This window comes from Psychrobacter sp. CoH-33_TS_01 (assembly GCF_058189395.1).
This window is the reverse complement of sequence record NZ_JBVGQI010000002.1, coordinates 608,947-621,722: the sequence shown is the minus strand read 5'-3', so window position 1 is coordinate 621,722 and position 12,776 is coordinate 608,947. Positions and strand designations below refer to the sequence as shown.

The following is a 12,776-nucleotide window of genomic DNA, read 5'->3' as shown; positions in this document are numbered from 1 at the left end:
CTCGGTTAATACCGGAACAGTTATAGCGCTATAGGAGCCTGTGCGATGACTATTACTAGTCAATAGGTCATCGCTACTCCTCATTATCAGAGCTTAAATCGGCTCACGGTGCTAGTCTAACAGGGTTTTATAGCATTTGGCAGAAGGCGAAAAAGGAAAGTAAAAGATAGTTAAGCCAATCACTAAGCTTGCCTGCCTCCTATTAAAGAGACCTTAGGGTGCTTACACTCGTACAAGATTTGGCAACGACAGCACCCTGCGGTAAATGATATAATTCTGCAAGTTTTACGCCCCTTAGCGTCTATGAGCTACGGCTCAAGCAAGTATTAAATTACGCTGCTGCCAACCCAAGCTACGCTCATCCTCATTCCTTAGCCAACTGACCGAGATGTTTCATGGCCGATACTGCAAATAATAACAACTTTACTCAGCATATTACCGTTTTAGCCGACTGCGTGGGCAACACTCCCCTAGTCAGTTTGCAGCGCTTACCGCAGCAAGAAAATATTGCGGATAGCGTACAAGTGCTCGCAAAACTTGAAGGCAATAACCCAGCCAGCTCCGTTAAAGACCGTCCTGCCTTTAACATGATTTTTCAAGCCGAAAAACGCGGCGAGATTAAACCCGGTGATACTTTAATTGAAGCCACCAGTGGTAATACCGGCATCGCTTTGGCCATGGTCGCAGCCATGCGTGGTTATGAGATGATTCTGCTGATGCCGACCAACTCAACGCAAGAGCGTAAAGATGCCATGGCGGCTTACGGTGCCACTTTGATTGAAGTAGATGACGGCATTGAAGCCGCTCGCGACCAGGCCTTACAGTTAGAGAAAGAGGGTCGCGGCATCGTGCTCAACCAATTTGCCAACCCAGACAATAGCGAGGCGCATTACCTAACCACCGGACCTGAACTCTGGCAGCAAACTCAAGGGCGTATCACCCATTTTATCAGCTCGATGGGCACGACCGGCACTATCTCAGGTACGGGTAAATATCTAAAAGAGCAGAATCCTAACGTACAAATCATCGGCTTACAGCCCACCGAAGAGGCCTCTATTGCTGGGATTCGTCGCTGGGCCCCTGAGTATCGTCCCGAGATTTATGATGCCAGTGTCGTCGATCGCATTATGGATGTGAGCCAGCTGACTGCCGAAATTTATATGCGTAAGCTTGCACGTGCTGAAGGCATCCTAGCTGGCGTATCGTCTGGCGCTGCCGCTTGGGCCGCTTTACAAGTAGCCGCTGAAATTCAGCAAGAACAACCCAATGCAGTTATCGCCTTTATCGTTTGTGACCGTGGCGACCGCTACTTATCTACTGGCCTGTATACCGTAGCGGATTAAGACTAGACCATAGCATTGTCAATGCATAAGACTAATAGCACGCTGAGCTATACCCGCTGCTATTAGTCCGCTATATTGAAGATCTGCGTTAGTAGCCCCCTATCACTTAAGGTTTTATTGGACTTAAAGCGCTATTAGCCTTAAAGGCCTGCTTAATACGCCACCAAACTAGTGGCTGACCGAAACAGTCCAGTGAGTCGTGCCAGGTTACGACACTGATCGCCTCGTTTATCTGATATCTCTTCTCCTTGATTCCGCTTAATTTATTTGACTAAAGACTTTGCTATGACTACTGCTACTTTTCCCAATACGCCTATCCTTGTCTTTGATATCGAAACTACTGCTGATGTTGCAGGCGCGCGCCGCATTTATCCTGAATTGGCGGAATTATCTGATACGGATGCTTTATCAGCGCTAACCAGCCTACGAGTGCAAGAGGCGGGACACGACTTTATGCGCCTGCCGCTACAGCGTATTGTGTGTATCTCTGCGCTCTATATTAAAGACGGTCAATTTTCCTTATTTTCCTTGAGTGCGGATAAATTCAGTGAAGAAGTTATCCTTAGCAAATTCTTTCGCGCCTTTAGTGATACCAATAACTTGCCGCAACTGATCAGCTGGAACGGCTCAGGGTTTGATATCCCGGTACTGATTTATCGCGCCATGCAGTATGATTTAGCCGCCCCTTGGTTGTTTGAAGAAGGCGAACGCATCAAAAATATGCGCTTTGATAATTATGTAAACCGCTACCAAACCCGCCATCTAGATTTGATGGATAGATTCAGTCAGTATGGAGCCAGCCGAAGAGAGGCGATGGATGTGGTCGCTAGCCTATACGGGTTGCCCGGCAAGACCGATATCGATGGCAGTATGGTGGGAGATTTAGTGGCCAATGAAGATTGGGACGCCCTGACGATCTATTGCGAATCCGACGTGATGAACACTTGGCTGATTTATTTACGTTGGTTACGATTAACCGGGGTGATAACGAGTCCTGTATTCGAGCAATGGCAGGCACAAACTAGAGACTTCTTGACCCATAAAGCCAAAGAAGAAGGCAAACCTAGGCATCAAGCATTTTTGCAAGATTGGCAATAGCTTGGCAGTAGAGAGCTACTCACTATCTTAACACCACCGCTTTTTTAATCTTCTATTGGCCACTGTGGTAAAATCGCCCGCAATGAATGCTTAATTATTTTTTCGCTATTTTTAGCGCTACGACTGATACAAAGGCAGGTTTATGCAACCCACCGATTCGACCCCTTCAAAAGCTCAAAACTCTCTTGCAGCAGCACCCAGCAAAAAGCAATCCAAGCCTAGCGCTCGCGTGCGCAACCGGTTGAAAGATGCGGCTCCCCTATCCTTTAACATTGATGGTCTGTCCCATGATGGCCGCGGCGTGGCTATTTATGGCAAAGGTTTTGCTGAAGAAGACGGCCATATCACCGATAAACACGGTAAAAAAGTCTTCGTTAGCTTTGCTTTACCGAATGAGACGGTCGCCGTTAAGATTAGCAATAGCCGCGCCAGCTTTGAAGAAGGCGATGCGGTTAGCGTGTTGGCCAATCCTAACCCTGAACGCCAGACACCGCCTTGTCCCCATTTTGGTGTGTGTGGCGGTTGCTCGCTGCAGCATTGGCAGCCTGAAGGTCAAATTGCCTTTAAACAGACCGTCTTAGCCGAGTTATTGCAGCATCAAGCTGGCGTACAACCTGAGTCTTGGTTGCCGCCAGTAGTCGGCGATCGCTTGGGCTATCGTACTAAAGCCCGTATGGGGGTGCGCTACGTCGCCAAAAAAGAAACGGCACTGGTCGGCTTCCGTGAGCGCAACAGCAATTTCTTAGCCGCGCTCGATATCTGCTACGTCTTAGATGAGCGCATTGGTTTAGAGCTGGAGAACCTAAAGGCGCTGATTAGCTCGCTAGAAATGCGCTCTAGAATTGCACAGTTAGAGCTGGCCATGGGTGAGCCGCAACCTGATTTGCCAGATGGTGAGCAGCCCGTGGCCCTTATCGTTCGTCACCTTGAGCCCTTACCTGCCAGTGATATTGACAAGCTCAAAGTATTCTTTGCCGCTCGTAATTGGCAGTTATATTTGCAGCCTAAAGGCCCAGACAGCATTCATCGCGTGCAATTACATGACAGCGATGATATGAGCGAGCAATTCGGGCGTCTCTATTATCAATTGCCAGAATTCAATCTCACTTACGAGTTTATCCCCACTGACTTTACCCAAGTGAACTTATCAGTGAACCGTAAAATGACCAAGCTCGCTTGCGACCTGCTAGACCTTAAGCCGGGCGAACGCGTGCTCGATTTATTCAGTGGTCTTGGTAACTTTAGCTTACCCCTCGCCCGTTTGGTCGGTGGCGAAGATGGCTCGCAAGGGCTGGCCATTGGGGTGGAAGGCTCAGACGCTATGACGGAACGCGCCGCTAATAATGCTCAACGTAACGGCATCACCAATACTGAGTTTTATAATCAGGACTTGACCAAAGACTTTAGCGAGCAGCCTTGGGCGCAGCAAGGCTTTGACGCTATCCTCATTGATCCACCTCGCTCTGGCGCTTGGGAAGTGATGCAATACCTGCCCCGCTTTAATGCCTCACGCATCGTTTATGTCTCCTGTAATCCGGCAACGCTAGCTCGTGATACCAAAGCCCTTATCGAGCAAGGCTATCGCTTGACTCATGCCGGCGTTATGGACATGTTCTGTCATACTGGCCATGTCGAGTCTATCGCCCGCTTTGAAAAATAGTATAAATAAGAGACGCTTAAACTCAGATGCCTTAGACAAAAGCTATACTCAGCACGGCTTGAACAAAAAAACCGCTATTGACCTTATTAAGGTGAATAGCGGTTTTTTATTATTTTATCCCATAACTACTATTTAACCTGCACCCCTCTATTTAACCCTTTTACATCGTCAAGCCACATTATAACCACCTGCTCCTTACCCTAACTCGCTACTTTTTTATTGACTACAGGTAGTTTAGCGGCTATCCTATATTTAAATAGAAAATTTTAATAGACAAGTTAATAATTTTTAATTATAGACCTTGCTTAATGAGTGGGTAGGTATTTCTGAATAGTTAATCCAGAATGCTATTATGGTTTTTCTCAGCATTACTTAGTATAATAGACCTTTGTTATTACAGTGCTTATACCACTTTTACTTTGAGCCTGTCGCTTTTATTACCAAACTGGCTATGGTTTAGCAGCTAGTATTTTGGTCATCAACTCGCTGCTGTTAATTGTATAATACTAGCGAAGACAGCACTGCGTAACACCCTCTCCTATCAAGGCAATAACGACGACTTATCGCCATGATGTGCCTCATCTTAGATGAGCGTATTTTACGCCTATCATGATACTTTTATTGCCAAACCAGTAACGTCTTTAGCTAGCCTTAGACCTTATTAGGCGCTACTCACTATTAAATTAACTTCTGGCTAACTCAGCTATTGGAAAATGGCCGGTTTAATCTTTACTATCTTTTTTAGTATTATTTCACTTAGCTTGACGGATTATGACTGCTAGCTTAATGGGCTAATAACTCTTTGTTTAATTATGAATTGATACCTTTATTCAGCAGAGTTATCCCTTGCTTTCGCTATATAATAGTGGTCTTTATCTCTCTACTAATCCTATTAAAAAACACATGATTTTTACTGGGTAAAAATGACTATATAACGGCACATTAGCCCTGTTATTTCACTTATTTCCGGTAGCAATAAGGTCATTTTAACTCAGCACTTTTATTACTCATCGTAAGATTCAATACACCATTAGAGGACTTACCCTGCTTATCGCTTAAAAATGCCTGTAAGGATGAGCTTTCCTATTTACTGAAAGCTGCCCAAGACATTTTTACTTATCATTGCGATTAAGCTCCTGACTTCCCAAATTTATAAAGGGAGGTCATGACCTTACTAGGGTGGCCCGCTGATATCGCTAAAAGGAGCATAACGTGGTCAAGATTCGCGAAGGATTGCCGTTAGTTGATGGTCAAACGACACAAGCTGATAGTGCAACGCTCGCTGCGCAGCTGGTCGCCAATCAGCGCACGCAACAATCCGCCAATGCCTATGCGCAGATGCCTGCAGATATCAGAGAGCAGTTGGCCACGCGAAAACTGCACACTACCTTAGACCGTTCGGCCTACCGCTCTCGTTTGGATGCAGATGAGCTGGATTTGGAGGGGGTGGATTTCCAAAGATCCTCTGCCGATGCCGAATTGCGCTTGAAAGCCAGTATCACCGGCGCATCATTAGAGCCTATGGTGGCCAATGATCCCCATATGTATAGCTATGACAATGATGTAGCGGATGTGGATACCTTAAATATTGATGTCCCTGCTTGGCTAGAAGGGGTCGCTAAACGTATCGGCTATGAAGACCTGCCGAAGCTGACTGCTGCCTGTGAGTTTATTCGTAATCAGATGACGACGGCTGAATCCGAACGCTCAGGGGCCTATGTGACGGGTATCGGCATGACCGATATTTTGACTTATTTATATCAAGATGAAGATGCCTTAGTGGCCGCGATGCTCTATCGTAGTGCCCGTAAAAACTTGATTTCTTTACAAGACATCCAACGTCATTTTGGCGAAGATATTTTCATATTGGTCAAAGATACGCTGGCCATGGGCAAATTGTCTGACAGTATTGAAAATAATAAACGTCTAGAAGACCATTTTGCTAATAACCAGCGCGAGCAGCTCTCCAATATCTATAGTATGCTCATCTCCGTCACTAATGACGTGCGGGTCGTGTTGATTAAGCTGGCTGAGCGTACCTTTGCCATGCGTGAGCTGTCGTTCTCTAATCCAGAGCGGCAAGAGCGCGTCGCCCGTGAAGTTATGACTATTTACGCCCCTTTAGCGCACCGCTTGGGGATTGCTCAACTGAAGTGGGAGTTAGAAGACTTATCCTTCCGTTACCTCGCACCAGATCGTTATAAAGAAATCGCGAAACTGTTGGCAGAAAAACGCAGCGAGCGTGAGGATTATATCGAACGGGTGCAGCAACAGCTTAATCATGCCTTAGAGCATGCAGGTATCAAGGGCAATGTGTCGGGGCGAGTAAAACACATCTATTCTATCTACCGGAAAATGAAGCTAAAGGGCCTCTCGTTTGATCAGTTATATGACATTCGCGCCTTACGCGTATTGGTCGACACCCCTGCGGATTGTTATTATGTCCTTGGCTTAGTCCATGGCTTATGGCGTCACATCCCCGAGCAATTTGATGACTATCTAACCAACCCTAAATCTAATGGCTACCGCTCTTTGCATACCGCCGTTATCGCAGAACAAAAATCTTTGGAAGTCCAAATTCGTACCCACGATATGCATTTTGAAGCGGAACTGGGTATGTGCGCGCATGTGAACTATAAAGAAGGGCTGAAAAATAAGAAAGATACTTATTTAAACCAAAAGATAAACTCGCTGCGTCAATTGCTGTCATTGAATAACAATGAGACCAAAGCGCGGCCTAAATATACCGATGAAAATGGGGTGACCCACGCGGCCCTTGTTGAGCTTGATGAAGAAGAGCAATCGGTTGATTTTGGGGAATTTGAGCGTATCTATGTGTTCAGTCGTGATGGCGATATTACTGAGCTTCCCAAAGGGGCGACAGTGCTTGATTTTGCCTATTATGTGCATACACAAGTGGGTAACCGTGCCCAAGCCGCGCGCGTCAATCAGCGCTATGTTCCGCTAACCTATCAATTAAAGACCGGCGAGCAGGTCGAGATTATTACTAAAGCGTCTCGCGAGCCCAACCGCGATTGGCTGGTCGCTTCATTAGGTTATATTCATACCAACCGAGCCCGCTCCAAGCTGCGCCAATGGTTCAACCGTCAAGATCGCGATAAGAATATCGAAATCGGACGGCAGATGCTCACTAAGGAATTGGATCGCTTATCGGTGCACCCTAACAGTATCGACCTCAGCGACTACGTCCAGTTTTTTCATGTGAACTGCGCTGATGATATTTTAGTAGGTTTGGTGACGGGTGAGATTGGTCTTAATCAATTGACCGGGCATATCTCTAAGCAACTGCATCTTGAGCCTGAAAAAGACGATGAAATCTTTATCCCTAGCGTGCATCCTAAAGCTACGGGCAAGTTGGATGCCTATAAAATATGTGTGGACGGCTTGGATAATATTGAAATTAACCTAGCCGGCTGCTGCCACCCCGTGCATGGCGAGCCCATTGCCGGATTTATTACCCTGTCTAAAGGGGTTAGCATCCATAATCGAGGCTGCCCTGAGTATATCCGTATGGTCGAGCGTGAGCCTGAACGCACTATCAGTGCCACTTGGCATTCGAATACAGGGCGCTATCAGCCCGTGAAAATAACTCTTGAAGCTTATGATAGACGCGGCCTACTACGCGATTTGACCCAAGTGATGGACAATGAAAATATTAATATTCGTCAAGTTGAAACCTCTAGTACAGACGACAATATTGCCTACTTGAAATTTCATATCGAAGTCGCTGGCTTGTCACACTTATCTAAGCTACTGGCTAAACTCGAACAGCAGCCTGGTATTCTGCATGCACGCCGCGATGTCTCCTAAGACAGCCTGCAGCTAAACTAATGATTAGTTGCCTAATTCGTTAGCTTTAGCTGCTCTAAGCCACGTAGTCATGATAAATTATCACGGCCGTTACTTTTATTTTTATCCCTATCTTTAATCAACCGCTTGAGAGATTTTGTTAATCTCTCAGGCGCTCTCCCTTTTATCTGTGTGCTGATGCTACTATGCCTGAACTCCCCGAAGTCGAAACCACTAAAACCAGCCTGGCGCCTCTGTTAGGACATACGGTTCAAGCCGTTACAGTCTTTCAACCTAAGTTACGCTGGCCTATGCCTAACAACTTGGCAGAGTTGGTCGGTTATCAACTAGATAGCGTTGAGCGACGTGCTAAATATTTAATATTAAATTTTAGTAAGCCTGATGCTGCCACTGTAGCCGACTCTAAGCGTCTTATTATTCACTTAGGCATGTCAGGCAGTCTACAGCAGTATCCTTTAGCAACCGCCCCTCGCAAGCATGATCATTTGATTATCGAATTCACTGAGGCCTCAGGAGCAGTGGCGCAATTGCATTACCATGACCCTAGACGTTTTGGCGCTGTGCTATGGCATAAAGAGTATGGTGATAAGCTGCTCAATCATTTAGGTCCTGAGCCCTTATCAGAGGACTTTGATAGTCAGTATCTGTATGATTTAATTCAGCGACAGCCAGCAGTAACGAGTAAAGCCACGGTTGTGAATAAGAAACCTAAACGGGCCATAACCCGAGCTATTAAGTCTGTCATTATGGATCAAGCCGTGGTGGTAGGCGTGGGCAATATATATGCTACTGAGGCTTTATATTTAGCAGGTATTCACCCTGCCGCTCCTGCCGACAGCCTTTCTAAAACTCAGCTCGATGAGTTGGTAGACCATATCAAAGTAATTTTAGCCAAATCTATTAAACTGGGCGGCTCAACCTTGCGTGATTTTACCGTCGCTAGTGGACAAACGGGTTACTTCCAACAGACTTTACATGTCTATGGTCGTCAAGGCGAGGCTTGCAATCAGTGCGGTCATTTACTAGAGAATATTAAGCTCAATGCCCGTGCTAGCGTCTTTTGTCCGCAGTGTCAGCCGCGTGTGTTGACAGGCATTTAATTGTCTTGCTAATAGAGTAACAACTTGTTTTAATGTCAGTATATAAGGGCATGTCCTCAATCAACAACACTAGCGTGTAATGGACTAAAACTGGCTATATTCCCGTCACTCTGCGAAAATTTCTAGACAATATGCTCATATTCTCTGCAAAATTTCCATGGACTGACAAAAATCTATCTCATTTTTAGTCTCATGATTCAATTGAGGACACGCCCAAGTCTAATAATCGCTTAAATTGTATAACCATTCATTTTGTGCCAGTTATTATTGGCCACCCTTACTGCTTTGACAATATTATTCTTTGAGGACGTCATTATGGCTGTTACTAGTATCAAAAAAACTTTACTGACCTTGGTTACCATGGTGGGTCTGGTCGTTACGGCTTCACAGCCTACTTATGCGGCGATTGAGATTAATGAATCAGACTTTGGTCCTTCTTATGAGACTATGGCTGTGGATACCATTGTTGGTAAGCCGCTACAGTTGGTAGCCGCTGTAGCCGGCACTGCCGCTTATATCGTGAGCCTACCCTTCTCTTTAGCCGGTGGTAATAGCGATCAAGCCCAGCAAAAACTAGTGGTCGAGCCTTGGGAAGCTATGAGTCGCTGCTTAGGCTGCACAGTAGCAGAGGACAATTATTATAAGAGCCAAACGGTCAATGATAATGTGGTGCGTATCGTGGTTGATCAACCCTCAGAAATTCTTATTAATACCAACGATCAAGTTATCGTTACTCCTCAATAGCTAATATAGTCATTATTGGCCAATAACTAAATGCTATTTAAGATTGCTCGATAATTCTTATTCATCCTATACAAAATATTTAAAGAATTTTAGACAATAAAAAGGGCTAACTCATACAGTTAGCCCTTTTTTCGTGCCATTTATTGCCACTCAAATTTAGGCAATATCTATAATGCTAGTAGTAAAGTGATTACTTATTGATAGTAGTATTATTACCTAACTTTGCACTAATTTCACGTAGCAATACGATATCTTCTGCTGGCTCTGTCGGAGCAACTTCTTCCTCTGAACGACGTAAACGGTTAACCGCTTTAACCATCATAAAGATAATAAACGCCAGGATGATGAAGTTAATCAATACTGTAATAAAGTTACCATAGGCAAGAATAGGTACCCCTGCCGCTTTTAATGCTTCGTAATTTCTAGCCACCCCTTCAGGAACTGCCCCTAAAGTAACAAACATATTTTGGAAGTTTAGCTCACCACCGAATATCATAGCCACGATAGGCATAATAATATCTTCAACCAGTGAGGTAGTAATGGTGCCAAATGCGCCACCGATGATAACACCGACTGCTAAATCCATTACATTGCCTTTAATGGCAAACTCTTTAAACTCAGACATCATACTCATAAATTTATCTCCTCTATAGACCTTGTTGACTCAATGAATACTAATCACTGTCTTAGCTAAATTAAGACAGCTTATCGTAGAATATTTGCTTTGAAATACCTACTATAAAATAACAGCAAAAAAAATAGTAGCCTACAGTGCTCGATAGTTTGAACACTCTATGGCTACTACTTTTATCGCACTGACAGCATTATGAGGACAAAGAATATTATGCTGAAGTGATTTTTAGTAAAATAATGTTAAGTATTACTAAATTACCTTTTATCCTCTATCTGCATCACTTTATCAGTATTAAGCGTCTTTCTTACGACCATGACGCTTACGCTCGCTCTCTGTCAAATAACGCTTACGCAGACGAATCGACTTTGGCGTTACTTCAACCAGCTCATCACTTTGAATAAATTCAAGAGCTTGCTCAAGAGTAAACTTGACAGCTGGCGTTAGAGTCAACGCTTCATCCGTACCACTAGCACGAACGTTAGTGAGCTGTTTGCCCGTAGTTGGGTTCACTACCATATCATCGTTACGCGAGTTTAGGCCAACGATCATACCTTCGTAAACTTCTAACTGAGGCTCAGCGAACAATTTACCACGTTTTTGTAGGTTAAATAGTGCGAAACCTAGGCAAGTACCATTGGTCATAGAGACCAATACACCGTTAGAGCGGCCGCCTACAGTACCAATTTTCTGTGGACCATAATGCGAGAAGCTAGAGGTCAGAATACCAGTACCTGAAGTTAAGGTTAGGAACTCTGAACGGAAACCAATCAAACCACGGGCTGGCATAGTCGCTTCAATACGGATACGACCTTTACCGTCGATTTGCATATCGGTCATCTCGCCTTTACGCAGACCAATTTGTTCCATGATAGAACCTTGATGCTCTTCTTCAACATCAAAAATAACGTTTTCATAAGGTTCTTGTAGTTTACCGTCTACTTCTTTAACGATAACTTCTGGACCTGATACGCCCATCTCAAAACCTTCACGACGCATGTTTTCAATCAAAACTGATAGATGCAATTCGCCGCGACCTGAAACCTTAAATTTATCTGGAGACTCAGTATCTTCTACACGTAGCGCCACGTTATGAATCAACTCACGCTCTAAACGCTCACGGATATTACGTGAAGTCACAAACTTACCTTCGCGACCCGCGAATGGTGAGTTGTTAACTTGGAAGTTCATTGAAACAGTTGGCTCATCAACAGTTAGTGCTGGTAGAGCTTCAACTGCGCTTGGATCACAGATAGTATCTGAAATATTTAAAGCATCAATACCTGTGATACAAACGATGTCACCTGCTTGCGCATCTTCAACATCAATACGATCTAGACCATGGTAACCCATGATTTTTAAGATACGGCCATTACGGGTTTTGCCATTTTTATCGATAACCGTAACTTGAGTATTGGTAGAAACTTTACCGCGCTGGATACGACCAATGCCGATAACACCTACGAAACTATTATAGTCTAGGCTAGAGATCTGCATACGGAATGGCGCATCTGCATCCACTTGTGGTGGTTGCACTACATCAACGATAGTTTCGAATAATGGCGTCATGTCATCAGCCAATTCGTTGGCTTCTAGACCGGCAATACCATTCAATGCTGAAGCATAAACTACTGGGAAGTCTAACTGTTCGTCTGTCGCACCAAGGTTATCAAACAGATCAAATATTTGATCCATTACCCAATCAGGACGCGCACCTGGACGGTCAATCTTGTTAATAACAACGATTGGTTTCAAGCCTTGTTCGAAAGCTTTTTGCGTTACGAAACGAGTCTGTGGCATAGGGCCATCAACAGCATCCACGACTAGCAATACGCAGTCTACCATAGACATAACACGTTCAACTTCGCCACCGAAGTCGGCGTGACCTGGGGTGTCGACGATATTGATACGATATTCAATATCTTTGTTAGGATGCTGCCATTTGATAGCAGTATTCTTGGCAAGAATCGTAATTCCACGCTCTTGCTCAATATCACCTGAATCCATTGCACGTTCCGCGATATTTGCGCGGTCGCCAAAAGTACCAGATTGATGTAATAGCTTATCGACCAAAGTGGTTTTACCGTGATCAACGTGGGCAATGATTGCAATATTACGCAAGTTCTGAATGTCGTTCGCCATATAAAATGCTCTTGTGTGTATATAAAATATCTTACTAAACTAAGCTACTTTACTGCTTATAATCAGCATGGACACCATAATATAGGCATTCTGATACGATTATCTGCGCTTAGGGCGGGTAGTATATCATTAATAGATGATAAATTTGTGACTTAAGTGCAGTCATGATAGGTAAGATAATATATTTTTATTGCTATAGTCGGCTATATAAGACAGCTATTAAGCTC

8 protein-coding genes are annotated in these 12,776 nt (G+C 44.5%); 6 read left to right on the top strand and 2 right to left on the bottom strand.

Annotated elements, in window-relative coordinates:
- Positions 1–395 precede the first annotated feature (395 nt).
- From cysM to ACZ2XM_RS05610, 6 genes are all read left to right on the top strand, one after another.
- A complete protein-coding gene (cysM, locus tag ACZ2XM_RS05635) occupies positions 396–1,343 on the top strand; it encodes a cysteine synthase CysM (protein WP_490587388.1) in 948 nt (315 codons plus the stop codon).
- Between the two features lie 285 nt (positions 1,344–1,628).
- On the top strand, positions 1,629–2,441 hold the full coding sequence (locus ACZ2XM_RS05630; RefSeq protein WP_490587387.1) for a 3'-5' exonuclease: 813 nt from the start codon (positions 1,629–1,631) through the stop codon (positions 2,439–2,441).
- A 142-nt stretch (positions 2,442–2,583) separates the two neighbouring features.
- Positions 2,584–4,101: a 23S rRNA (uracil(1939)-C(5))-methyltransferase RlmD gene (gene rlmD / locus ACZ2XM_RS05625; protein ID WP_490587386.1), complete on the top strand. Its 1,518-nt coding sequence runs from the start codon at positions 2,584–2,586 to the stop codon at positions 4,099–4,101.
- A 1,212-nt stretch (positions 4,102–5,313) separates the two neighbouring features.
- Positions 5,314–7,932, top strand: coding sequence for a RelA/SpoT family protein (locus ACZ2XM_RS05620; RefSeq protein ID WP_490587385.1), 2,619 nt, complete (start codon positions 5,314–5,316; stop codon positions 7,930–7,932).
- A 185-nt stretch (positions 7,933–8,117) separates the two neighbouring features.
- Complete coding sequence (gene mutM, locus ACZ2XM_RS05615) at positions 8,118–9,032, top strand: bifunctional DNA-formamidopyrimidine glycosylase/DNA-(apurinic or apyrimidinic site) lyase (protein WP_490587384.1); 915 nt, start codon at positions 8,118–8,120, stop codon at positions 9,030–9,032.
- Between the two features lie 315 nt (positions 9,033–9,347).
- Complete coding sequence (locus ACZ2XM_RS05610; RefSeq protein ID WP_490587383.1) at positions 9,348–9,776, top strand: hypothetical protein; 429 nt, start codon at positions 9,348–9,350, stop codon at positions 9,774–9,776.
- Between the two features lie 190 nt (positions 9,777–9,966).
- On the opposite strand, the gene mscL is transcribed toward ACZ2XM_RS05610, so the two are convergent.
- Together mscL and typA are read right to left on the bottom strand one after the other, a co-directional pair.
- A complete protein-coding gene (gene mscL, locus ACZ2XM_RS05605) occupies positions 9,967–10,410 on the bottom strand; it encodes a large conductance mechanosensitive channel protein MscL (RefSeq protein ID WP_490587382.1) in 444 nt (147 codons plus the stop codon).
- Positions 10,411–10,701: 291 nt separating this feature from the next.
- Positions 10,702–12,549 (bottom strand): translational GTPase TypA, encoded by a 1,848-nt coding sequence (typA, locus tag ACZ2XM_RS05600; RefSeq protein ID WP_490587381.1) that lies wholly within the window; start codon positions 12,547–12,549, stop codon positions 10,702–10,704.
- Between the last annotated feature and the right edge of the window lie 227 nt (positions 12,550–12,776).

Bases quoted from the DNA above. Each gene is read 5' to 3' on its own strand.
- rlmD (WP_490587386.1), top strand. From the start codon at position 2,584: ATGCAACCCACCGATTCGACCCCTTCAAAAGCTCAAAACTCTCTTGCA.
- ACZ2XM_RS05630 (WP_490587387.1), top strand. From the start codon at position 1,629: ATGACTACTGCTACTTTTCCCAATACGCCTATCCTTGTCTTTGATATC.
- typA (WP_490587381.1), bottom strand. From the start codon at position 12,549: ATGGCGAACGACATTCAGAACTTGCGTAATATTGCAATCATTGCCCAC.
- mutM (WP_490587384.1), top strand. From the start codon at position 8,118: ATGCCTGAACTCCCCGAAGTCGAAACCACTAAAACCAGCCTGGCGCCT.
- mscL (WP_490587382.1), bottom strand. From the start codon at position 10,410: ATGAGTATGATGTCTGAGTTTAAAGAGTTTGCCATTAAAGGCAATGTA.
- ACZ2XM_RS05610 (WP_490587383.1), top strand. From the start codon at position 9,348: ATGGCTGTTACTAGTATCAAAAAAACTTTACTGACCTTGGTTACCATG.
- cysM (WP_490587388.1), top strand. From the start codon at position 396: ATGGCCGATACTGCAAATAATAACAACTTTACTCAGCATATTACCGTT.